The sequence below is a fragment of the Flavobacteriales bacterium genome (assembly GCA_020635795.1).
Classification (GTDB): Bacteria; Bacteroidota; Bacteroidia; order Flavobacteriales_E; family Vicingaceae; genus Vicingus.
In genome coordinates, this window is the sequence record JACJZD010000001.1 from 453,758 (window position 1) to 479,153 (window position 25,396).

The following is a 25,396-nucleotide window of genomic DNA, read 5'->3' on the forward strand; positions in this document are numbered from 1 at the left end:
CTGGTATCTAAATTAGTTTAATTTTTGATATACAGCAAATGTATAAGAATGTTTGTGTTTTTCATCCTTTTCATGTTGTTCACTTTTTACTATTTTCCAGTCATTTAAATTTAAAACAGGAAAAAAAGTATCAGCTTCAAAATTTTCGTGAACATGAGTAATGTACATTTTATCTACCAATTTTTTTTCTAAAGCTTCTGCATATATTTGTCCACCACCAATAATAAAAACTTCATTCTCGCCATTTTGACGGGCAAAATCTATGGCCTCTAGTAAAGAATGTTTCATTGTGCAATCGGGCATATTGAGATTTTCATCTCTGGTTAATACAATATTGATTCTGTTAACCAAAGGACGATATTTTTCTGGTATAGAAATGTAATTTTTTCTACCTGTAATGATGTGATGATTTAAGGTGGTTTCCTTAAAGTATTTCATATCGTTTGGTAAATGCCAAATTAAATCATTTTTATAACCTATGGCATTGTTTTCAGCAACAGCAACTATCAACGAAACTATCATAGTTTTCTCAGCCATTTTTTATAAACTGCATTTTCTGGAGCATCTTTCTTAATAAGATTGTGGCTTGTTGAAGTACTCTCAATTAAAGGCATTTCAATGGTTTGTATAATATCATCTCGGCTAATTAAAATAGAAATTTTGTCGCCTACTTTTTTATTATTGGTAAAATCACTAAAGCTTCCATCAAACCTAAAACCGTTTACGGCAAGTATTTCATCGCCAACATTTAAACCACCATTATATGCAGAGGTATTACGAGTTACACTTTTAATGTAATTGTTAGATAATGAAACTCCAATATTCATTCTTTTATTTTCCATGATTAACATGTCGTAGTTGGCATAATTAAATACAGTTTTATAATCAAACGTTTCTGTTCCAAATATGTATTTATCGAAAAATGATTTTAAATCTAATCCAGAAACTTTTTCTAAAGCAGTTCTCATTTCGCTTATATTAAAACCTCTACCTTGTTTTTTATAATATTCTTGGTATAAAAATCTCATTACATCATCTAACGAATTTTTGCCTTTTGTAGATTCAATAATCATTAAATCTAACATGTTGGCAATTACAGATCCTTTTGTATAATAGGAAATACTGGTGTTGTAACTATTTTCGTTTGGTCGGTATCCTTTAATCCAAGCATTAAAACTAGATTCTGCAGCCGACATCACCTTGTTTCCTGGTTGGTTTTCGATACTATTTATTGAGCCAGCAAGTTTTCTTGTAATTTCATCTTCGGTATAAATGCCAGCACGATAAAGTAAAAGTTCGTCGTAATAACTCGTAAAACCTTCCATTACCCATAACAAATCAGTATAGTTTTCATTGTTGTAATCAAATGGACCTAAAGCTTCAGGTCTTATTCTTTTTACATTCCATAAATGAAAATATTCATGAGCAATTAGGCTTAAAAATCCTTTATAGTCTTCTCCTTCATAAGTCCATCGGTTAACTTGTAAGGTGGTTGAACTTAAATGTTCTAAACCACCACTGCCTTTGGTTAAATTATGTATAATAAAGGTGTATTCTTTGTTGGGATTTTCACCAAAAACATCGGTTGCTGCTTCAATAATTTTCGGCATATCTACCTTTAATTTTTCTATACTGTAATTGCCTTTACCATACATAGCAATATTATGTGTAATACCTGAAGCAGTAAAGCTAAACGTTTCGTGATTTCCAATTTCAACTGGAGAATCAACTAAGATATCAAAGTTTGGAGCCTCATACTTAAAACCATTATCAGTTGTTTTTTTTAATGAGGTACTTACTTTTTTCCAGTCTTTATAGGGATGAATAGTTAACGTTGTAGGGTTGTTTTTTAACTCATCAATAAACATAAACATACTCGACCCATTAAAGTAACCATGAGAAGCGTCAATGAAACTTGTTCTTACACTCATTTCGTTAGCGTAAACCAAGTAACTAACCTTAACGCTCGAAGCATTGTTTGAATAAATTCGCCAAGTGTTTTTATTCAATTGAGTAACTTTAATTTCTTTTCCGTTAGAAAAACTTTTAAAATTTTCAACATTTTTAGAAAACTCTCGTATAAGGTACGAGCCAGGTGCCCAAACAGGCATTTGAATATCAAAATAGTCCTTTTTATAATCAGTTATGGAAATATTTACTTCAAAATAATGAGTATGCGGTTCAGACATATTCACTTCGTAATTTATAGATGCAGAAAATATTGGTTGTGAAACCAATACAGAAAGGATAATTATTAATATTCTCATGGGTTATTTATGTTAAATAAAGTTAAAAGTAAAAGTAACGAATAATAATTTCTTGGTAAAACTGTTAAATGTGTTAAGAATGAATAATTAATTTTTTTTGTTTGAAAATTTTACTAAATTTAAACTCCTAAATATTCTGTAATATGTCTAAAAATATGTTAGAATACACTAAAACACTGTTAAAAAAAGTAAGTTTTGATGTTAAATTATTCAGAAAAGAATTGGCTAAGGCTTATCAAAACCTTTTAGATGAAGAGGTAGAAGAATTGAAAGAGTGGGTACTAAATAATTTTGGAACGCAATACTATTTGAATCCGATTTATGTTGTAAAATGAGTTAGTAGTTAGGCTAACTCATATTCAATGGCGTAAACGTTGGATTGCAATGTTGCTTTTAAATTATTTATATCGCCAATAATCCCATAATCATCTGGGTCGTAATGCCAAAATATTTTTACTTCACTTTTGTTTTCTTTATGTAAAGAATCTATCCTATTAAGAATTAAAAAAAGATATTCAGCAGATTTAGTATTGTAATATTCTAAGTCGACCAATACCTTTGTAGTTTGATGCGGATTATTGATGTAAAGATTTATAACATCAATAACTTTTGGGTAAAATTCATCCGGTTTTTCTAAGGTTGATCTTCCAATTAAATTAATAATTCCTCGTTCAAAATCAATTAAAATTCTAGGAATTTTTATCGACTCTTTGATTTCAAATTTTTGCATTGTTTTTTTATTCAAAATTAAGAGAGGTATTCTTATTCTGATTTAAAACAACTTTATACAATTGTTATTAAAACATTAATTAAAGTGATTTTACTTTTGCAATATCACTTTTTTCGAAGGGATAAGCATTAAATGTTCCCATAGCTTTGGCAATCATTTCTCCTTTTTGATTATAAATTTCGCCAGAAGTAGCAATTATTCTTTTTCCAGCAAAATCAACTCTTCCATATCCTTTTAATTTATCGCCTAAATAAGCAGGCTTAAAATAGTTAAGTTTATACTCTACTGTAGAAACTAATTTTTTGTTAGGAGCAACTAAACTTAATGCAGCAACACCAATAACACCATCCATCATTGCGGCAATCATTCCTCCATGAGAAGTAGTAAGCGTTGCCAGATGTTTTTCAAGTATTTCCATTTCATAAATAATTTCACCGGGTTTTATCACCGTTAAAATCATGTTATTTTCTCTTCCAAAATTATTTACTTGATTATAGATTTCTATTAATTGTTCCATATTTAAAAAGATATTACGTAACTACAAAAATAGTATCATAATCTTTGGTAACTTAGTATTTCCAAACTAAAATTTAAATAAAATGAATTTAAAAAATGTAAAGTCAGTTCTATTTGTTGCCCTAATGGTTTTTTTGTTTTCGTGTAAAAATGAAGAGTTAGAAAATAAAATAGCCGATTTAGAAAATCAAAATACGGAACTAAATAATGCTTCAGGAGAAAAGGATGATAAGATTGAAAATTACATTCAATCGTTAAATGAAATTTATGACAACCTTGCGGTAATTAAAGAAAAGGAAAAAATTGTTTCTTCAAATTTTAACATGGGTAATGGTGAGTTGAATACCGATATAAAAGATTTGATTGTTAACGATATGGGTTTAATTAACAATTTGTTAGAAGAAAACAAACAAAAATTAGCATGGTTACAATCGAAATTAAAAAAATCAAACTTAAAAATTGCTGAGTTAGAAAAAATGATTGAAAACATGGCCTCACAATTACAGGAAAAAGATGCAGAAATTGTTAGCTTACAAACGCAGTTAGCTAATGCAAATCAACAGTTAAAAGTATTGTTTGAAGAATATAACAATAGAATTGAAGAAATTGGAGCTCAGACTGATAAATTAAATACCGCTTATTATTGCTACGGAACATCTAAAGAATTAATTGCCCAAGGTGTTTTAACTAAAGAAGGCGGTTTTATTGGAATTGGAAAATCACAAAAATTAGCGGATGATTTTAATAAAGAATATTTTACCAAGGTGGATATTACTCTTGTTAAATCTATTGACTTAAAAGCTAAAAAAGCTAAATTGGTTACTACTCATGCTTCCGATTCTTATGCTATTGAAGGTGCTGATGGTAAAGTGGATAAATTAGTGATTAAAAACGCAGAGAAATTCTGGGGATCATCAAAATACTTGGTAGTTGTTGTTGAGTAATTTACTTGGTTATACGATTTAAAAGATTAGCAAAATCACCTGCTAATTTTTTTCTACTATATTTTTCAAAACCTTCACTACTTATGTGGAGGTTTTGTTTTTTATACAAGTTGTAGTATTCAACGATGGCTTTTTTTAGCGTAACATCATCATTAAAATTAGCTACGACACCAGCTTTTGATTCCAGCACTATTTTAGCTGAATCCCCTGTTGGTTTACCGATACAAACTATTGGTCTTTTAGCCCCAAGGTATTCATAAAGTTTACCAGGAACAACACCGTCAATATTAGGCACATCGTTTAAAGGCAACAATAGTAATTGTGACTTCAACAATTCTTTTATTACCAAGTGATGAGCAAGATGGTCTATTTTATTCAAGTTCGAGTCTAAATGGTGTTTTGAAATATCTTCTAAAGCTGAAACATCAATTTGTCCAATAAATTTTATTTCTAAATCTTGTCCAAAATCAGGTATCTCATTTTTTAATTCATTCAAAACTTTCCACAATATTTTTGGGTTACGATCTTCGTTTAACGAACCCGCATGGGTTATGGTAAATTTTGTATCTAAAATTTGATTTTCTAAATTTTCAAAATCCATGGGGTCAAATCCATTGGTTATAACCTGAATATCTTTATCGATAAGTTTTTCAAAATCTTTCGCCCAACTCCAACTAACAGTAACTATACTTGTTGCTTTTTTCAAGACTTTTTGTTCCAGTTTTTGATGTTTTTTATCTGCCCATTTGGTAAGCATTAATTTGTGGTAGAAATCAATGTTAGTCCATGGGTCTCTGAAATCGGCTATCCAAGGTATAGCGTGTTTTTTTGTAACGTTTAAAGCAATTAAATGGGTAGAGTGAGGTGGTCCTGTAGAAATTATAGCGTCGATTTTATTCTCTTTTAAGTATTGAATTAAAAATTTACTTGAGGGTTTAATCCAAAACATTCGGGCATCAGGAATAAAAAAATTACCTCGAACCCAAACCGATAGTTTTTGTAATGATGAATTCCCTTTGCTTTGCTGCCCCATTCCAGGAGCAATTTTTTCGTCTTTACTTTTTCCAAGCAATTTTTTGTAAAGCGAGAAAGGTTCCCAAATAGGTACTTTAAGCGTTTCAATTCCTTCAGGAATTTCGGCTAACATGGTTTTATCGGTAACTGATGCTTCACCGTTTTCGGTAGTAAAAATTACAGGTTCCCAACCAAAATCGCGCAAGTATTTAGTGGTTTTGAGCCAACGTTGAACTCCACCACCACCCATTGGAGGCCAATAATATGTAATGATTAATACTTTTTTCATTCGGGTATAAAAGTAAGAAAACGAAAGTTTAACTGATTAAAATTTAGCACAAGGGGCAAAAAACTTTGCTTTTCGTCTCTTTTTCTTTTTACTAGCAATTTCGTAAATAATAGAAATTTCGTGAGAACCAGCTGAATTAGCTGCTAATCTGGAAATAGTAGCATCATAACTATACCCAATGTTTAGGTTATAATCGACAATAGCATAACCTAAAATTATAGCAACAGCATCATGATTTAAAATACCTTGATATGACTTTATTAAAGGTAGTCCTCTGTACCAAAGCCCAAAAACAAATGGTTCTTGTGTGTAATAAGCTCCTAAATCGAGTTGGTCGTATTTGTTTTGTGCTTTATAATGGAAAGCCATATTAAAATACTTGGCGGCATTTCTTTTGTTTCCATCCACAATGTTGAATTTATAACCACCATGCGCTGAAAGTTTCATGTACAATGGACTTTCGTTATTGGTAAGCGATTGATTGGGCTGGTTAATGTGATTAAAGGATAAACCGCCCCAAAATTTCTCATTGTAAAGCAAAACCCCAGTAGCAATATCTAAATACGAAGTGTTTTCTAAAAAGAAAGATTCGGTAGTAGTACCATTAGTATATAACTGGTCATTAAATACCAAGTCTGTCATATCAATTCCTGTTCTAACATAGTTGAATTTTAAACCAGGTTGAATCATTATTTTTTTGTTTAACTGGAAACGATAGGAGTATAATGCACCAATTTGTGTTGTGGTAAGTCTAGAAGTTCCTGCTTGTTCTCGTCCAAATAAGATTCCTACACCGCTATTAAATTCAGCTAAATTATAGTCGTACGAAAACAGTACATTGTTATAATGACCTGGGATTGCAGCCCATTGGTTACGATAATTAGCAATTAAACGATGTTGAATGGTTGAGCCAGTAAAACCCGGATTTAGATACAATGGAGTTGCGTTAAATTGGGTAAATTGCATGTCTTGAGCTATTCCAAAAAAAGAAACGCACATGAAAATAATGGATAATATTTTCTTTAAATGAGGCAATTATTTCTTTTGTAATTTAAAAATGATAGGCTTATTGCTTTTTATGTCAAAAACCAACTCCTCAGTTTTAGGATGAAATCCGTCTGCTTGAACCACATAATTATAGGTTTTATCTGGTTCTACAAGCATAATAAATTTACCTGTTCCTTCTTTTGATTTATAGATACCTTGAATTTTAGCGGTTTCGTTTTCTATTAAAGTTATTTTAGCCGAAATAGGATTTGTTTCGGAATCACCATAAACTTCTCCTTTAATTACATGAAGTTGTTCAAATTCATCCGTTAAAACTACCTTGTAAATATCTTGTCCGCCATATCCACCATTTTGCGAGGAAGAATAATAACCAGTTTTTCCATCAGCAGCTACCACATAAAAAATATCATCGGTTACTGTATTTATTGGATAACCTAAATTTTCAGGGTTACTCCAGACATTATCATCGCCTAACTTGGTTTTAAAAATATCGTAACCACCCATATTTTGATGTCCTGTTGAACTAAAATATAAAGTTTTTCCATCAGAGTGAATAAATGGAGCGTCCTCATCATGCTCAGTGTTTATTGTTGGACCTAAATTTTGAGCTTTACCCCAAGTTCCATTTGGTAAACGTTCAACTTTATAAATATCTTTTCCTCCAAATCCGCCATCACGATTGCTTGAAAAATAAATAACCTTATCGTTAGCGGTTATTGATGCGCTTGACTCAACAAAATCGGAATTTATATTTTCAGGTAATTTTTTTGGAGTTTCCCAGTCGTCTAATCCCATTCTACATTCGTACAAACTACCAGAATACAAATCAGGATTGGTTCTAAAAATAAATAGTAATTGTCCGTCGGGAGATAATCCTGCACAAGCATCATTGGTTTCAGTATTAATGCCAGCTTTCATTTGTATAGGTTTTTCCCAAGTACTACCTGATTTTTTAGAGTAATAGATGTCCTCGAAATAACGTCCAGACTGATCAATTTTTTTTCCAGTACTTTCAGGTCTTCTGGATGTAAAATACATTGCACCTTCATCTGCAGAAATTAAAGGAACGTATTCATCATATTTTGAATTGATAACTGCACCAACGTTTTGGATAGTTACATTTCTAGGTTTTGTAATCATTTCTTCTGCATAGATTGATTTGTTTATCAATCGGTTTACTTCGTCATTAGTTAAGTCTTTTTTACCATTGATAATTTTATAGCCATTATAATAATTGATAGCTTTTTTAAATTTCTGATTAGCATGAGCTATGGCAGCTTTGTATCTAAAAAGTTCCAAACTTACAGCACTTGATGTTTTAAGAAAGTACTCTTCGGCTTTTTTATAATTTTTTAATTCGAAATTGCATACACCCAATTTAAAAGTTATGTTATTGTCTAACGAATCGAGATTGTAAGCCTGTAAATACAATTGTTCAGCTCCAAAAAAATCATGTGAACTAAATTTTTCATCGGCTGATTTAAGTATTTTTTTAATATCTGTATTTTGTCCTAAAACAGTTATACTTATTGATATTAAACTTAAAAAAAGTAGCTTTTTCATTTTTTATTATCTAATTAAAGTAATATCACCAACAAATGTTTCAGAATTACCATCAACAAATGTAACTTGAATTTTATAGACATAAACATCTTGTTGAACAAGCTTGTCTCTGTAGTAGCCATCCCAGCCTATATTTATATCTTTACTCACAAAAAGTAGTTCTCCCCATTTATTAAAAATGTTTAGTTCGTAGGTTTCTGCACCATAAATAATTGGATGAAAAACGTCATTATCTAAATTTCCTGCAATTACTAAACCACCATTTGGACCGCCGGGATTAGGAGTAAAAGCATTAGGTATTTTAATGCTGCCTTGAGCTAGGGCTTCAACAGCTGAAACTATTCTAAAAGTATCCTTACAATTGTTTACAGAGGTGGCAATTAGTGAGATGTCAAAAAAGCCAGGTTCAGTATAATAATGTTGAGGATTTTCATCGTTGGTAATTGTACCATCACCTAAATTCCACTCATAAGTGGCGGCGAAAGAACTTAAATTGTACAAGGAGACTGCTTGACTTGGAATAGTAACACTTGTTGGAGTTACAGTAAAAAATGCATTAGGTATTTGGTAGACTTCTATAATTTGAGTTTGTGTTTGAGTATCAACTCCGCCATCTCCGGTAGCCGTTAATGTAACAGTATAAATACCTGGATTGTAATATGTATAATTGGGGTTGACTTGTTGTGAGAAATCTCCATTCCCAAAATTCCAATTGTATTGGTTTGCATAAAGCGAATTGTTTACAAATTGTACTCGTAATGGTCGACAACCGGTTGCAGGACCTGTAAAACTAGCTACAGGAACAGGTGGTATTATTTGTATCGTTTGAGTTGCGGTGTCTGAGCAATATACTCCACTTACAATAACACTTATATCAAAATTACCCCAAGTAGAGTAAATATGATTTGGAGGAGATTGTAATGTGGAAGTTGTTGTATCGCCATAATTCCAATTGTACTGCCAAGTTCCAAAAGAAGAAGTGTTTGAAATGGATATGGCTGTACTCAGGTATGTTTGAGTGGTGGGGAAGCAATAAATGAAGCTACTGGAGTAGTATGTACAGTAATGTTTTGATATAAAGTATCTCTACATCCGTAAAAACGATTCTGCAATTAAACTTGCTGAATAAGTAATATCAGTTGGAGTAGTATTGGTATAAATATGGCTAGGGCTAGGACTGTTATCTAACGCTGAACCATCACCAAAATTCCAAATAAACGTATTTGCTCCTACTGAAGTATTTACAAAATTGCTGGTTAGTGGGCTACAACCTGATGTATCGGCAAAAAAGTTAGCAATAATTTCAGGATAAACAGTTATAATTTGTGAAGTTGTATCTAAACAACCATAATTGGTTTCTGAAACTAATGTTATCGTATAATTTTGAACAACACCAGTATTGTTGGTATAAACATAATTGAAATTAGAAGCTAGAATTATCAAATGTAGTTCCATTGCCAAAATTCCAATGATAGAGTGTACCGTTTGAAGAGTTGTTGTTAATTGTAATTGGAAGTGGTTGACAACCAACTGTAGTATTAGTATTAAAAAGTGCCGTCGTAGGAGGGTAAACCAAAATTTGTTTAAATGTGGTGTCAAAACATCCATAAACGGACTCAATAATTAATCGAACATTAAAATATTGGTCAATAACGCCAGTATTTACAAATTGATGGGTAGGATTTGGGGAATTGCTTACTGGAGAACCATCACCAAAATCCCAATAGTAATTAACTGCTCCAACAGATAAACTAGTAAAAGTTGTTGTAAACGGACTACAACCAAAGGTATCGGCTTGCATAATTGCAGTTACATCAGGATAAATAGTAATGAGTTGACTGGCTGTATCTTTACATCCTCGGTCTGTTTCGGCAATTAAATTTGTAGTTACATTTTGCAACATGCCACTTATATTGGTATAGGTATGATTAAAATTTGAACTCAATGTATCAAAAGTTGTTCCATCTCCCAAGTTCCAATGATAGTAAGTGCCTCCAACAGAGTTATTTGTAAATGTTATTGGAAATGGGTGGCATCCGTTGGTGTCGTTAACTGTATATTGAGCCGATGGATTAGGGAATACCAACACATCACCATAAGTGGTATCCTTGCATCCAAAAGGAGAGGTAGCAGTTAAGGTTACGGTGTAAATTAAATTATTGGTAAGATTATTTACAAAGGTATGATTAGGAGTAGGTCCAACTCCTGTTGTTCCATCACCAAAATCCCAGTTATAAATTACTGCTCCAATTACTGATGGAAAAGTAACCACAAGTGGACTACATCCAGAATCTGGATTTATACTAAAACCGAATTGAGGTTCGGGGTAAACTGTAATATTTTTACGTGCAGTATCAGAACATCCATTTGTACTTAGTACAATTAACTCAACTAAATGATTATTTATGAATTGAGTTGTATTTTGATAAATATGTGAAGGACTTAATGCGTTGCTATTTGGGGTGCCATCACCAAAATTCCATGTTTGTGTCGTTGACCCAGTCGAAGTATTTGTAAAGTTAACAACAAGTGGAGCACAATCTAATACTGCATTGTCGGTAAATGAAGCATTAGGATTAGGAAAAACAGTTACAGTATGAATAATATCATCAGTACATCCAAAAGCTGTTTGTGCAATTAATAGAACGGTATATGTTGTATCAACTCCGTAAGGATTTATAAAAACATGTGAAGGATTCATGTTGGTGTCGATTGGAGAGCCATCACCAAAATCCCAAATAAAACTTACAGCATTTGCAGATGATGTATTGGTGAAGTTGACTAATAAATCAGCACAACCATTAGTTGTGTCCATGGTAAAATTAGCAGTTGGGATATTTTCTACATTAATTTGAACGGTATCTGTTCCTGAGCAAAAAGCAGTATTTACTGTAAGTATCATGTCGTAAAACCCTGGCACGGTATACATGTGATTAGGATTTTGTTGGGTGCTGGTTGTTCCATCATCAAAATCCCAGTTCCAAGAAATAATTGGGTCGCCAACTGCCGATGTTGAATTATCGGTAAAAGTTGCTATAGAATTTACACAAACGCTGGTTGGTGTAAATGCAGGGACTGGCGATTGATAAACAGTTAAAGTTCTAGTTCTTGAATGTGAACAACCGTTTAAATTTCCAACAGTTAGTTGAACATTGTAAGTTCCTGGAGAACCATAAAATTGTGATGGGGGATTTTGTAGCGTACTAGTATTGGAATTTCCAAAGTTCCAATTCCAAGAAATGGCATCAGCTGAAGAGGTATTGGTAAAATTAACGGTCATACTATCGCAACCGTTGTTATTATCAAAATTAAAATTAGCAACAGGACTATTTAAAACATGTAAGTTAACTGATGCGGTATCTCTACATCCACCAGTTCCACCAGTAATTCCAGCAACAACTTGTATAACATAATCTCCAGAGTTAGTAAAGGAATGATTTACATTCCCGCCCGCAGAAGGTATCCAGCCAGAACCATCCCCATAGTTCCAAAAATAAGTATTTGCACCTCCTCCTGATAAATTGTTAAATGTTACAGATTGTCCTTCGCAAATAGTATCAATTGAAGAAGTAAGGGCAGCAAAAGGAGGAGCAACAATTTGTACGGTAATGTAAGCAGTATCTAATCCACAAAAGCTACTGTCTACCATCATTACATTGTAAGTTCCTATACCTGGATAAGCCATCGTATAGGGCAGGGCAGGAGGCCAAGGAACCCAACCTCTAATAGAATCATAACCATTACCCCAATAATCTCCAAAATTCCACCATTCGTATCGTTGAGCAATGTTTCCTTGAGCTAAACAATTTCTATTTGTAATGTTATTAAATGTTACTTGCGTATCGGGATAACAAAGTAATACTGCCGAAGCATTAATAGCTGCATCATCAATATCCCAAATTCGAATAGGGTTAAAAGAAGCCAAACTTGGGCCACCTTGCAAGGTGTTACAATAGTTTTCGGCAGTTAATGTTACTTGAGTTACACAGTTTACAGTTCCTTGTAAATACATGTGCGAAATGGTTTGCCCTGCGTTGGTGTAATCTGTAACTAAAGGAGGACTACCATCTCCAAAATCCCATGTAAATACTGTAGTTTCTGATGTGTTCGTACTACTATTGATAAAATCTAATGGCGAAGGAGCACAAGTTTGTGTTAAGCCACCAATCGGAATTTGTATGGAGGCACTTGTTGCTTGTTCCATAACAAAAACTCCATTTATCACACATCCTGTATTTGTTTCTGTAAAAACAACATTAAACGTATCGACAGTAAGCGTATATAAATGTGAAATATTGTTGCCAGGAACTAAAGAAGCCCCACTACTTATAGGGCTTCCATCACCCCAATCAACAGTCCATGCTCCAATGTTGTCGGGAGAATTAATGTTTAATGTATAATTAGCTCCGCTACAACTGTACCAATACGGGGCATTATTAGGAGTTCCAAAAAAATCGTGTAGTTGAGGGCATTGAGCAAAAAGTGAATTTGTACCTATAAGAAGGATAAAAATCGTGATATATTTTGCCAAAAATTTTGTCATGTTTAATTAGTACGTAAATATGCAAAAAAAGGTACAGATATTAAAGGATTTAACCATTAAATGTGATGAACAAAAAATAAATGGTAAAACCAATAAAATAAGTTATACCAAGCCAACTTAATATTTTTAGAAACCTATTTGGTTGGTATTGTTTAGGAACATTTTTACTTGTAATTACTAGATAATTCATGATAGCTAAAATGGGAGAAGTAACGAAGGCAATAATGGTTGCGAAATCAATTAGTGTTCTCATGTTAGTCATAAAGAAAGCTACAATAAGTGTTACACCAGTAGCTAAAACGAATAACCATATCCAATAATGCTTGTTTTCATTAGTTTTTGGATGGAGTAGTTTTAATGTTGATGAAATTACTCTTGGCTGAGCATCTAAACAAGTCAATGTGGTGCTAAGCATGGTCGTAAAAGCGGCTACTGCAATAATAAAATAGCTCCATTTTCCAATATTATTAGTATAAATACCAATAAGTTGGTTTGCAAATTTGGCACCACTCGATTCTAATTGGATTCCAGAACCATAAATAGTTACAGAACCTAAGATTAGAAAAAACAGCGCTAAAACTAAAGTACCCCAGTATCCTATGTTAAAGTCCAATAAAGTTGATTTGAGATTTATTTCTGGAGATTCTTTCTTTTTTTCTAAAGTCCATAACGAGTGCCAAACGGATAAATCTAAAGGTGCAGGCATCCAACCCATTAATGCAATTAAAAACAAAATGTGCGATTTATCAGAAAATACAAAACTCGTCATGTGTTCTTCGTATTTTACATTATTGCCTGTAAAAGAAGCAATCAAAGCAACAATTGTTGAGGTAGTTAGTACCAATATAATCACTTTCATGCTAATATCAAGCAATTTAAATTTTCCAATCATTAAAATAATTGAACAAATAGCTAATAATATTGCTGAAAATAACCAAACGGGTACTGAAACACCTGTAATTTCTGAGGCAATACCTGCGGTAACTACCGTTACAGCCGATTGTATGATAAACATGCTGCAAAAAGTTAAAGCTAAAAAAAGATAAACTGACCATTTACCAAGTGATTGATAGCCTTCTAGCAAACTTTTACCTGTAACTGCGGCATATCGAGGTCCAAACTCAAAAAAAGGATATTTTAATATGTTGGCAACAAAAACTGCCCAAACTAAACCGTAACCAAATTCGGCTCCAGCTCGGGTTGATTGCACTAAATGCGAAACACCTATTGCTGCACCAGCATAAAGCAAACCAGGACCAAGTATTTTATACCATTTTTGCATCAGTTGAAAAAAAAACTAAGGTAATATAAAAACTTTGGTAGTATTTATTTTAAAGTAATTAATTTTAGCCGTAATAAAAGTTAAACCATGGAATTTTTAAAAAATCACGTTTTAAAACACTTGTTAGCTGTTTTAGTTTTAATTACTGTTTCGGCAGTTTATTTTTATCCTGAATTACAAGGAAAAAAAATATTAGCTCATGATGAGATAAGTTCTATTGCCGCAGCAAAACAAGCTCAAGATTATGAGAAAATAGGAGAAACCATTTTGTGGGGAAGCACGCTTTTTTCTGGTATGCCTTTGTTTCAGGTTGCCTATCAAGTTAAAGCTAATTTACTGCGCGTATTTTTAGATACTTACAAGTTGTTTCCTAAATCAATGTGGTTATGTTTAATGCTGATGTTGGGGTTTTATATCAGTTTATCCATTTTAGGATATAGTCCCGAACTAGGTGTAATTGGTTCCATTGCTTTTTCGTTATCAACATGGTTTTTATTATCTATTGAAGCAGGGCATGCAACAAAACTGTTGGCCATAGCTTTTATTCCACCCCTTATTTCTTCTATATTAATTACGTATCGAGGTAAATGGTTGTTGGGTGGAGTATTATCCAGTTTGTTTTTGAGTTTAGCAATAATGGCTAATCATCCTCAAATTGTGTATTACGCTTTATTTTTGATTTTAGCGTTGGTTGTTGTTAAAATGGCTCAAGCCATTAAAGAGAAAAACATAACAGTTTTTGTTAAGCGTTCTTTAATACTTCTTGCTTTTGGAATTTTAGGAGTGTTACCAAACACTACATTATTATGGACAACTTATGATTATAGTGCAGAAACTATTCGAGGTGGAAAATCAGAATTAACTAAAGATGTAAAACAATCGACAGGGTTAGATTTAGATTATGCAATGCAATGGAGTTATGGTAAAGCCGAAACGCTAAATTTATTAATTCCGGGTTTATATGCAGGTGGTGCTAAATTGGATGAAAGTTCAGAAACTTATAATAATCTAGCTCAAAAAGGTGTTCCAAAAAATCAAATTAAAGATTTCCTGAAAAATGTGCCTTTGTATTATGGCGATCAACCTTTTACAACTGGACCTTCATACATGGGGGCAGCATTAATTTTTCTTTTTATATTGATGTTTTTTATCTCAAAAAGCAATATCAGGTGGGTACTGTTAACGATAACGATTATGTCGATTATGTTTGCGTGGGGTAAAAATCTCTTAGTACTCAACGAGTTCTTTTTCGACCATTTTCCGATGTACAACAAATTTAGAACACCATCGATGTGGTTGGCGTTAACCATGATAACAGTTGCTATGGGAGCTATAACGTCACTTCAGTTAATATTTAAAAACGAGATTGATAAAGATAAACTTAAAAAAGGCTTGATATATACAGGTTCGATTTTAGGTGGATTAGTTGTGTTTGTATATTTATTTGGCTCATCGTTTATTTCATTTACAGGAGCTTATGACACACAATTGGCTCAATCGGGTATTGACTTGGATATATTAACTGAAGATAGAATATCTATAATGAAAGCTGATGCACTTCGAACGTTGTTTATACTTGCTGCTTTGTTTGGGATATTGTGGATGTTAAATACCAATAAACTAAAAAATATTACTCTAGTTAAAGGATTATTAGCCTTAATAATTATTGGAGATTTATGGTTGGTTGATAGACGATTTGTAAACAATGATGACTTTGTTAAAGCTAAGTCTTACGAACAAACTATTCATGCAACAGCTGCAGACCAACAAATTTTAAACGATAAAGAACCAAATTACAGGGTATTTAATGCAACTGTAAGTTCATTTAATGATAACAAAACATCATACTTTCATAATTCGGTAGGTGGTTATAGTGCTGTTAAGCTAATTCGTTATCAAGATTTGATTGAAAATCAACTTTCAAAAGGGAATATGAATGTGTTTAATATGTTGAACACAAAGTATTTTATTGTTGGAAAACCCGGAGAAGAAGTTGTAAATCAAAACCCTCAGGCACTTGGTAGTGTTTGGTTTGTTAATCAGATTGATTGGGCTAAAGATGCCGATGAAGAAATGGCAAAATTGACTGATTTTAATCCAACATCTACTGCAGTAGTTGATGTTCGATACAAAGATTATTTATCAGGATTCAAATCAGATTCAGTTGTAAATGGAACAATTGCTCTAGCCTCATTCCACCCTGATAAAATGGTTTATACAGCTACGGCAGACAAAGACAATTTTGCCGTGTTTTCTGAAATTTGGTACAAAGGAAATGTTGACTGGAAAGCCTACATCGATGGAAAAGAAACAGAATTTATTCGTGTAAATTACTTGTTAAGAGGGTTGAAAGTTCCAGCTGGAAATCACGAAATTGTATTTGAATTTTATCCAAAACCGCATTATGTTGGTAGTAAAATTACTTTAGCATCATCGGCTTTAATCATGTTAATGTTGGCAAGTATTGTTGTAATGTTAATAATGAAGAAGCCTTTACCAGGAATGAAAGAGGATTAAGCAGCTTTTTGTTCGTGATTAAAAATATAGTACTCCCACCATAAAGCTAAATTTAAGACAAACCAAAGTTGTTTTCCACTTTTTTTTTCAAAAATGGTGTTAACATAGCTATCGTTTAAAAAGCCAGTATGTTTATTAAATAAGGCAATTTTTTCCTTAGCTATAGCTCCTAAGTCATCCATCATCCAATCGTAAACAGGGGCATCAAAGCCTTGTTTTTTTCTATAAATAATACTATCAGGAATCACATTTTTTATAGCTTGTTTTAATACGTATTTCGATTCGTTATTCGTTGTTTTTAATGCTGATGGTATTCCCATAGCGTAGTTTACAAATTTGTGGTCTAAAAAAGGAACTCTTGCCTCTAACGAAACAGCCATACTCATTTTATCAACCCTCATTAAAAGTAACTCAGGTAATCTCATCTTTAAATCGATGTAACTCATCCAATTGAGGTTACTTTTTTCAGGTGCTTTTTGATTAAAATTTAGATAGTGCTTATTTATTATGTTCCAAGAACTATAGTTGGGTTGTAAAGTATCAATAAATTTTTTAGACAATAATTTACTCTTTTGAGTTTCGGTGAAAGCCTCAGCACCGCTCCAAAAAACTTTTTGACCATCAACACCACGTTTAAGCCACTCGTAATATACGGTATCATCTTTACCAAAAAGTTTTAATGATTTAAGTGCTATTTTTTTTAATGTTTTTGGAATAAATTTAATGTCGTTCAAATTTTGCAACGTCAAAAAATATTTCCAAGAGGAATAACCCCAAAATAATTCGTCGCTTCCTTCGCCAACCTGACAAACAGAAACATTATTTTCTTTAGCAAGTTTAGAAACAAAATATACAGGCATACAAACAGGGTCGCCAATTGGTTCGTCTTGATGGTGAATTAGTTTTGGAAGAAAATCAATAAAATCTTGTTGAGTAAGTATTTGCTGGTGGTATTCGCAATTGGAGTGTTTTGCTGCTTGTTGAGCATATTTAAATTCGTTTTTATACGATTTTAAATTTTCGTCATTTTCATATCCCACCGAAAAAGCTTTTACACTATAATTGGCAATTTTTGAGAATAAGGCCGCATTTAAACTAGAATCAATTCCTCCAGAAAGAAAAATACCAACAGGGATGTCGGCTACACCATGATATTTGACGCTTTCAGTTAATTCCGCTAATACTTCTTTTGTTATTTTGTCTTCAGAAGAGGTATTTGGTACAACTTCATCAAAAACATCCCAGTATTCAATAGGATTACCCATTTTACCATTTTCGATTTTTAACAAATGACCTGCTGGTAATTTATAAATGTTTTCAAAAAGTGTTTGTGGGGCAGGTACCGTCAAAAATGAAAGATAATTATACATTCCTTCATGATTTATAGCTCTTTTAATGGTAGCATCTTCAATAATGGCTTTTATTTCACTTCCAAAATAAATTCTTCCGTTTTGATGGGTATAGTACATTGGTTTTATACCAATTCTATCTCTTACCAACCAAAGCGTTTCTTTTAACTCATCCCAAAGTGCAATAGAAAACATGCCTCTGAATTTTTTAATACAATCAATACCCCATTCTATATAAGCATTAATGACTACTTCCGTATCCGAATGGTTGGTTTTAAATAGGTGTCCTTTTTCAAGGAGTTGTTCTTTTATTTCTTGATGGTTGTAGATTTCTCCATTAAAAAGTATGGTGATATTTTTGTCGATGCTCTGCATGGGTTGTAAAGCATCGGTACTTAAATCTATAATAGATAATCTTCTATGAGCAAGAGCAATCGTTCTTTTGGAAGCTTCTCGAAAAATTAGGGCATCAGGTCTTTTGGCTTTAAAATCTGTAATATCTTGAGCAGAATAATTTCCAAAAAAAGCAAAGCCTTCACCATCAGGACCTCTGTGGCTGATAGCATCGTTCATGCTAGCAAAAACATCAATATTTATTGGTTCAGCGTTTGTTAATCCTACATATCCTACAAATCCACACATGAGTTTAAAAATTACAGAGCAATATTAAGGGTTTTGATAAAATTAAAACAGTTTTTTTCCATAACCATTAGAAAATAGAGTAGTGTTAAAATGTTGTTCAAAGGGTTTATTACAATAATCTGTAATAACTAATCGGTCATTTAAAATTTCAAAGTTTCTAATGTGAGTTATTCCATAATATTCTACCATTAGTTTTAGCGAGTTTTGAGAATATTCTAATAAGCTACATTTGGTTTCTCTATCTAAATAAAACAAGCCGTTTTTTGAAGTGATAAATTTATTTTGTTCAATACCATCAACAATTGCAGTATGGTGAGCTTTTGTCGCCCTAAATATATTTCTCGTTTTAATGTTAGAAGTATAGCAATAGCTTCCTGCATCTTTTACTAAATCTTTTCCATTTACATATAATTCAAACGAAAGTTTATCGTTGTGAACATGCCCCCAACTGTGGTGCATTTTTTTGTTTGAAATAGTACTTATGGCTAAATAAAAATTGGTCGATTTAAAAATAGAAATACCAAAATCTGGATAATGGATAAAACTTAGGTTAGCTAATAAGTTTTCAATTTTATCAAACACTATTTCATGTGTTTTGGTGTGGGTCAAATCTTTTTCTGATGATTGATAATTGTATGAAGTTTTGTTAGTTGTCGATTCGATAGTTTTTCCATCTGCTAACTGAGCGAGTATATGGTGTTCAAGTGGAAATTTATTTATAAAAGTTGAAAACAACGGGTTATTAATTATTGCTCCAAAAGCTGATATTAAACCTTCATAATTTAAGAGATTCTCATCATCATCTAAATCGGTGTACGATAATTTAAAAAACCGACCACTATCGTTATCTCCAAATTGAGGTACTTCGCCATTTGGCTTTAAAATAGATGAAATAAATGTAGCAGTTTTATTTATTCGTGATTTAAATTCAGTACTAAAATGGTGATTATTTCTCATCAACAAAGCTGTTGAATACGCCATCATTTCGGCACTCAAACAATGATAGGTTGTTGAGCCTTCAAAATTTCCACCATCAGTAAAAAATTGCTTAAAATATTCGTTTTCAATTTCTTTGGTAGAGAAAGTAAGCCATTGTTGTATCTCTGTATTTCCAGTTAAATAATTACCAACAAATAATAGTCCAGCTAGATTAAACAAGTAATGATTACCAGTTAAACCTTCTTTGTATTCTAAATGATTAAAAATAAATTGTCCGTGCAAGAAAATGGAATCTGTAAATATTTTTTTGAATTCATCATTTAAAATGGATTTTTCGTCAAGCTGACTAAAAATATCATAAGCCAATAAAAGATTAGAAACTCTAATACCAACGTCCATCGTGCAAGACCACTGAACGCCCATTCCTATTGGGTTGTTGGCAATAAAATCAAGCGTTACATTTTTAAACTCTGTGATGTAGCGTTCTTTATTTTGAGCGTATACAGCATAGAGAGCCAAACGTGGCAAATGTTGTAACCGACCCAACTCCCACGTGTGCTTAATATCAACTCCATTTCTCGATTTTTGTTTATTATAAGGAAGTTGAATATCGAAACTGTGATTTGCAATAGGTTCTTTTTGCCAGTCTATAGATGAGTAGTTGCTATCAATTAAACCTAAAATCTGTGTTGTAATAGTGTTATGAATGGTTAAAACTTTCGCATTATTTTTTATATTTCTATTTATCCAACCACTTCCTAAATAATTAAAAGTGTGATTTAGATATTGTTCAACAATTATATCATTTATATTCAACTTCGGTAAATCCGATGGGTTAATGATGTTGTTTATTGATAAACCATTAGTTAAGAGCCTTTTATCTGATATATGATAATTAAATTCTTTATTAGGCAGAATTTTTTTTAACCCTCTTTTAAATAAAACGGTTAAAGGAAGGTGTTTTGCTAATTGTATGTTTTCTAATACACTAATGATATAATTTTTTTAGTACCTGTTTAAAACTGATGTTTACCACAATAAAAAATACGATTGAAACGAAAACCTGACCATATAAAGCCCCCTGAATTTGATAAACTTTAACAGCATACCAATAAGGTAAAATAGTAATTAAAAATACCCATAAAGATACTTTAAAAGCGACATGCACATAACCAATTGCTAACAAGAAAGGTCCTTTAAGCGAAACCCAACTTCTTATTATCCAACTTAACGTTAAAATTTGGAAATAGAACATAGATGCATCATATTTCCCAGAAAATACGAAATGAATAACCAATGGAACAATTAATATGGCTAATACACCAACTACAAGTATGGTTGCTCCAAAAATTTGATTCGATTTTTTAAATGCTTTTAGTATTTGTGGCACGTTGCTAGAGAATTCGGAATAATAAGGAGTAACAAACTGTTGGGCGGTAGAAGTTACAATTCTTAATCCAGCAATAAGTGTGAGTGCAAAACCATAAAAACCAATTTCTTCAGGGTTATTTACCAAATGATTCAGAAAAAAGATATCTAAATACAGAGACAACATGTTTATGGTGTTACCTAAAAAGGCATATTTAGCTAAATCCCAATTTTTTTTAAAATGAATCGAAGTAGTTTTTTTCCAAGTTTTCAAAAACTCGGTTTTAGATAATAATAATAGCGTACTAATTAAAAAACCAATAATTACGCCTATAATAAATCCATTTAATCCGAATAGGTATGTTAAACTTATAATTATAGCAACATGAATTATTCGGGCAATTACCAATAATACGGATACTTTTTTAAATGCTTTTAACGCTTGGTAGTAAGCTACCAAAAGGTTGTTTAAAGCAAGAAGTGGAATAGATAAACTGTAGTATAGAAAAAGGTTGTTGGTTAAAGTATCTTTTGATATTAAATTAAAAAAAGATAAAACAATCGCTAACAGAATAGTTAAAAAACTAAAAAGTAAAGTTGTTTTTATAGCAGATGCAAAAAGTGTTTGTTTTTCTTCATCGGTTACATCTTTTTCAGAACATAATTTAAGTATAGAGGTGTTAAAGCCTAATCCAGCAATAATTACACCAACAGAAGCGAAAGTTTGAAGGGATTTAATACGACCAATATCATCAGCCAACAATATCCAAGCAACAAATAATTGAGAACCAAATTCAATAAGGTGGATGAGTGAATTAGCAGAAAACAAATGGAAGAAACCTTTGCTGCTAATATCGGTAAGTATGTTGGTTATTTTTTTCAGGTTATTTTTTTTTACGAAGATAATCCTTCTATAGATTTATTATTGTAAAAAATGAAACTAAAGCCATTTTTTTGATTTTTTGAAATCGAAAATGTACAAAAACTGCCTTTTTTATACCGTTCATAGGAAATATTGAACATTTCTATGAGTTCTATATATTTCAAGCTTCCTTTGCGAATTAAGTAAGAATCAATAACCTTCCAAAATGGAACAAATCGAGGTATATGCTGAAACACCATCTCAATTTTTTTATATAGATGTTGTTGGTAACATGAGAGCAGAAGATGTAAGTATTTTTAATTATACAGGTTGTAAAGTTGAAAATGTAACAATTAGTAATGAAACAGACAAATTAGTTATCGATGTTAACAATTTATCTAAAGGAGTATATTATGTCGTTTTCATTGAACGAACAGAAGGTGTGATAAAAAAAGGAAAATTTATTGTAACTAAATAATTTTAGTTTGAGTAGCTTATGTTGGTGTTAAGCTATTTGTTTTTATACTTTTGAAAAAGAAACGTAAAAAAAATCAATGCAAGTTTTTAGGTTATTATACATTTTTACAATCTCTTTCTGTCTGTGTAACCATATAATAGCTCAAAATTATAATTACAAGCATTTTACAGTTGAGGATGGATTGCCTAGCTCTGAGGTATATTCTACATTTCAAGATTCTAGAGGTTATATTTGGTTTGCAACTGATGCAGGAGTTAGCAGGTTTAATGGTTATGAGTTTAAAAATTTTGATGTTAAGGATGGATTAACCGATAATACTGTTTTTTTAATCAGAGAAGATTCAGAAGGAAGAATATGGTTTGGAACTTTTAACAAAAAAATATGCTATTTCTATAACGATAGTATTTATCCATTCGAACATAACGATAAAATTTTAAAAACTATCGATGGAAATGCAATACTACATTCATTTGCTATTGATAAAGATGGTACTGTTTGGATGGGTTTCGCACTGTATGGAATGCTTAATTGTACTCAAGAAGGTAACATTAAGTTGTTGTCAAGTAAGAAAGAAAATAAATTTATTGTATACGAGATAAATGGTTATCAGGTTTGGACATTTTCGAGAAATGAGGATGTGTTATTTGATGTTCTTGATACAGATGTTTCTGTTTTACAACAAGTAAAACTTGAATATCATGAGCAAAATAAAAGCTCAAATTATGGAGTATTTAATATAACATTTAATTCTCGTGAGTCTGAAGGGTTGTATAATGTTGCAATTGAAAAAACAATCGAAAATAAACTACTTTTTTTTGAAGACAGTTTAGGATTTCTTGATTTTAAAAAAGGACAGATTTCTTTTAAAACAACTAGTTTAAAAAATAGGTTTCATAATAGGATTCTTTCAACAAATACATTTGATGGTTATTTATGGATTTGTGTTCAAAATGAAGGAATTTATAAATATAAAATAAAGAACCAAAACTTGATGTTTGAAGAAAATATCTTGGTATCGAAATTAGTGTCAAGAATATTTAAAGATAACGAAGGAGGCTATTGGATAACAACATTAAAAGAAGGAGTGTATTATTTGAAAAATAATAACTTCAAAAGTGATGATATTGTTGTTTCATCTATAGATGTTGACACACAAAATAAAGTTGTTTACCTAGGTCTTAAAGATAAGAAAATACTAAAAAGAAAAATTAATGAAACACCATTAACTTACACTAAAATAACCGAATCGGATGATATTCCTCAAAATATTGTTTTTGATAAAAGTACCAACAGTATATTAGCTGATGGATACTTTGAAACATTAAGAAAGATTTATAGTACTGGACTTAATAAAAAAATTAAAGTTATACATCCATCAACCAAAGCCGCCATTATTGAAGGAAATAAAATATATAGGGTAAATAGTAATGGGTTTTCTAAGATTGTTGATGATGTTGAAGTTTATTATTCATTGAGAGATGGGCAAAAGAAATATTGGTGTACGAGTTTAATAAAAGAAAATGAAAACATTTGGATAGGTACTAATCAAGGGTTGATATGTTTTAATAATGTAAAGCATTTGATGTTGGAGCCATTTAAAAATAATGACATATTAAGTACTGGAGTAACTTGTTTGGAAAAATTTAATAATGAAATAGTTTTAATTGGCACAAAAAGTTTTGGATTGGTGTTAATGAAAAATGGAAAAATTATTGATATTATTGATGAACAAAAAGGACTTGTAGGTGATTTAGTCAAAAGTGTTCATGTTGATTATCAGGATGAAATTTGGGTAGGTACCAATAATGGATTATCTCGACTTAATTATCATTCTTCAAAAAATTACCATATTCAAAACATTACCACCAAGCATGGGTTGATTTCAAATGAAATCGCTCACATTAAGTCGTGTGATAATACCATTTTTTTAGTTACGCCAAAAAACCTTATTGAATTTGATAAAACAAAAGTACTCATCAATAAAACGAGATTACCTATACACATAACGGGGTTTAAAGTGAATGATAAAGAATTGAAATTTACAGTAGATACTATTATTGAACTCAGTTACAATGAGAATAGAATCGACATAAATTTTGAAAGTTTAAACTATAAAAGTTTAGGTAATATAGAATATAAATATAAGTTGTCAGACATTGATACGATGTGGTACAATACCACTCAAAATACTGTCAATTTTTATGGGTTATCTTCGGGTAATTACACCTTTGAAGTAAAGGCAAAAAATGAAGATGGTTTTTGGAGTCATCCGGTTAAGATTAGGTTTAAAATCAATCCTCCTTTTTGGCTTACATGGTGGTTTATAAGTGTCGAAATTTTGATGTTGCTGTTAGTTATAATTGGTGTTTTCAAATTTAGAGAAACCCAAATACGCATAAAAAGTAAAAACGCACAAAGATTAGCAGAAAACGAAAAAAAGATAATTGAACTCGAATTAAAGGCACTTAAATCACAAATAAATCCCCATTTTATTTTTAACACCTTAAACTCTATTCAGCATTTTATATCAAGTAATAATTTTAAAGATTCGAATAGGTACATTACTAACTTTTCGAAACTAATTCGAATGGTTTTAAACCATTCAGATAAAAGTTATATTACTTTAAGAGATGAAACTGAGATGCTTAATTTATATTTATCATTAGAACAAGTAAGATTTAGTGAAGGTTTTGATTATGTATTAAAGGTAAATGATAATATAGACTTGGATTACGATAAAATTGCACCAATGCTACTACAACCATTTATTGAAAATGCGATATGGCATGGGTTAATGAATAAAAAAGAGAAAGGATTTGTTGAAGTTTCATTTTCTTTAGATAATGATTTTTTAATATGTACAATTTCTGATAATGGTATTGGAAGAGATGCTGCAGAAAAAATTAAATCTGCTCGTGGTATCCAAAACAAATCGGTTGGGATGACCATTACAAAAGAACGGTTAAATATTATAAATAATGAGGTTTACGAAAACATGAATGTAGAAATGATTGATTTGTTTGATGATAAAAAACAAGCGTCAGGAACAAAAGTGATTATAAAAATAAAATTAAATTAAAACGAC

The 25,396-nt window shown here is 31.5% G+C and carries 19 protein-coding genes and 1 pseudogene; 5 read left to right on the top strand and 15 right to left on the bottom strand.

Going from position 1 to position 25,396, the window contains the following annotated elements:
- Positions 1-12 precede the first annotated feature (12 nt).
- The gene (locus tag H6589_01940) at positions 13-522 is read right to left on the bottom strand and encodes a dihydrofolate reductase (GenBank protein MCB9173346.1); all 510 of its coding nucleotides are present in this window, start codon (positions 520-522) and stop codon (positions 13-15) included.
- Positions 519-2,267: a M61 family metallopeptidase gene (locus tag H6589_01945; GenBank protein MCB9173347.1), complete on the bottom strand. Its 1,749-nt coding sequence runs from the start codon at positions 2,265-2,267 to the stop codon at positions 519-521. The genes H6589_01940 and H6589_01945 overlap by 4 nt, the downstream gene beginning before the upstream one ends.
- A 143-nt stretch (positions 2,268-2,410) precedes the next feature.
- Here H6589_01945 and H6589_01950 point away from each other — a divergent pair, with 143 nt between their 5' ends.
- Positions 2,411-2,602, top strand: a complete 192-nt coding sequence (locus H6589_01950) for a hypothetical protein (GenBank protein ID MCB9173348.1) — start codon at positions 2,411-2,413, stop codon at positions 2,600-2,602.
- Positions 2,603-2,610: 8 nt separating this feature from the next.
- Here H6589_01950 and H6589_01955 read toward each other — a convergent pair whose 3' ends face one another.
- Together H6589_01955 and H6589_01960 are read right to left on the bottom strand one after the other, a co-directional pair.
- Positions 2,611-2,997, bottom strand: coding sequence for a DUF1987 family protein (locus H6589_01955; GenBank protein ID MCB9173349.1), 387 nt, complete (start codon positions 2,995-2,997; stop codon positions 2,611-2,613).
- A 79-nt stretch (positions 2,998-3,076) separates the two neighbouring features.
- Complete coding sequence (locus H6589_01960) at positions 3,077-3,514, bottom strand: PaaI family thioesterase (GenBank protein ID MCB9173350.1); 438 nt, start codon at positions 3,512-3,514, stop codon at positions 3,077-3,079.
- Between the two features lie 82 nt (positions 3,515-3,596).
- On the opposite strand from H6589_01960, the gene H6589_01965 reads away from it, so the two are divergent.
- Complete coding sequence (locus H6589_01965) at positions 3,597-4,457, top strand: hypothetical protein (protein ID MCB9173351.1); 861 nt, start codon at positions 3,597-3,599, stop codon at positions 4,455-4,457.
- Between the two features lies 1 nt (position 4,458).
- Here the strand turns inward: H6589_01965 and H6589_01970 are convergent, their stop codons facing one another.
- The 8 genes and pseudogenes from H6589_01970 to H6589_02005 all read right to left on the bottom strand — a co-directional run bounded on the left by H6589_01970 (position 4,459) and on the right by H6589_02005 (position 14,159).
- Positions 4,459-5,760: a glycosyltransferase gene (locus H6589_01970; protein MCB9173352.1), complete on the bottom strand. Its 1,302-nt coding sequence runs from the start codon at positions 5,758-5,760 to the stop codon at positions 4,459-4,461.
- A 36-nt stretch (positions 5,761-5,796) separates the two neighbouring features.
- Positions 5,797-6,759, bottom strand: a complete 963-nt coding sequence (locus tag H6589_01975) for a PorP/SprF family type IX secretion system membrane protein (GenBank protein ID MCB9173353.1) — start codon at positions 6,757-6,759, stop codon at positions 5,797-5,799.
- A 36-nt stretch (positions 6,760-6,795) separates the two neighbouring features.
- Entirely contained in the window at positions 6,796-8,331 is a 1,536-nt protein-coding gene (locus tag H6589_01980) for a PD40 domain-containing protein (GenBank protein MCB9173354.1), read from the bottom strand.
- Positions 8,332-8,337: 6 nt separating this feature from the next.
- Entirely contained in the window at positions 8,338-8,832 is a 495-nt protein-coding gene (locus H6589_01985) for a gliding motility-associated C-terminal domain-containing protein (protein MCB9173355.1), read from the bottom strand.
- A 105-nt stretch (positions 8,833-8,937) separates the two neighbouring features.
- Positions 8,938-9,408: pseudogene (locus H6589_01990) on the bottom strand (PKD domain-containing protein).
- A 9-nt stretch (positions 9,409-9,417) separates the two neighbouring features.
- Positions 9,418-9,786 carry a hypothetical protein gene (locus tag H6589_01995; protein MCB9173356.1) on the bottom strand — a complete coding sequence of 123 codons (369 nt, stop codon included), beginning with the start codon at positions 9,784-9,786 and terminating at the stop codon, positions 9,418-9,420.
- Positions 9,755-12,874 carry a PKD domain-containing protein gene (locus H6589_02000; protein MCB9173357.1) on the bottom strand — a complete coding sequence of 1,040 codons (3,120 nt, stop codon included), beginning with the start codon at positions 12,872-12,874 and terminating at the stop codon, positions 9,755-9,757. The genes H6589_01995 and H6589_02000 overlap by 32 nt, the downstream gene beginning before the upstream one ends.
- A 49-nt stretch (positions 12,875-12,923) precedes the next feature.
- Positions 12,924-14,159 (bottom strand): Nramp family divalent metal transporter, encoded by a 1,236-nt coding sequence (locus tag H6589_02005; protein MCB9173358.1) that lies wholly within the window; start codon positions 14,157-14,159, stop codon positions 12,924-12,926.
- An 84-nt stretch (positions 14,160-14,243) separates the two neighbouring features.
- Between H6589_02005 and H6589_02010 the strand changes: the two genes are divergently transcribed.
- A complete protein-coding gene (locus H6589_02010) occupies positions 14,244-16,673 on the top strand; it encodes a YfhO family protein (GenBank protein MCB9173359.1) in 2,430 nt (809 codons plus the stop codon).
- On the opposite strand, the gene asnB is transcribed toward H6589_02010, so the two are convergent.
- The 3 genes from asnB to H6589_02025 all read right to left on the bottom strand — a co-directional run bounded on the left by asnB (position 16,670) and on the right by H6589_02025 (position 21,800).
- Positions 16,670-18,664, bottom strand: coding sequence for an asparagine synthase (glutamine-hydrolyzing) (gene asnB, locus H6589_02015; GenBank protein ID MCB9173360.1), 1,995 nt, complete (start codon positions 18,662-18,664; stop codon positions 16,670-16,672). The two genes, H6589_02010 and asnB, sit on opposite strands and share 4 nt — an antisense overlap.
- A gap of 42 nt (positions 18,665-18,706) precedes the next feature.
- Positions 18,707-20,419, bottom strand: a complete 1,713-nt coding sequence (locus H6589_02020; protein MCB9173361.1) for an alginate lyase family protein — start codon at positions 20,417-20,419, stop codon at positions 18,707-18,709.
- Positions 20,420-20,591: 172 nt separating this feature from the next.
- Entirely contained in the window at positions 20,592-21,800 is a 1,209-nt protein-coding gene (locus H6589_02025; GenBank protein MCB9173362.1) for an oligosaccharide flippase family protein, read from the bottom strand.
- 259 nt (positions 21,801-22,059) lie between these two features.
- Between H6589_02025 and H6589_02030 the strand changes: the two genes are divergently transcribed.
- Positions 22,060-22,311, top strand: coding sequence for a T9SS type A sorting domain-containing protein (locus H6589_02030; protein MCB9173363.1), 252 nt, complete (start codon positions 22,060-22,062; stop codon positions 22,309-22,311).
- Between the two features lie 76 nt (positions 22,312-22,387).
- Positions 22,388-25,390 carry a histidine kinase gene (locus H6589_02035; GenBank protein ID MCB9173364.1) on the top strand — a complete coding sequence of 1,001 codons (3,003 nt, stop codon included), beginning with the start codon at positions 22,388-22,390 and terminating at the stop codon, positions 25,388-25,390.
- Positions 25,391-25,396: the final 6 nt, after the last annotated feature.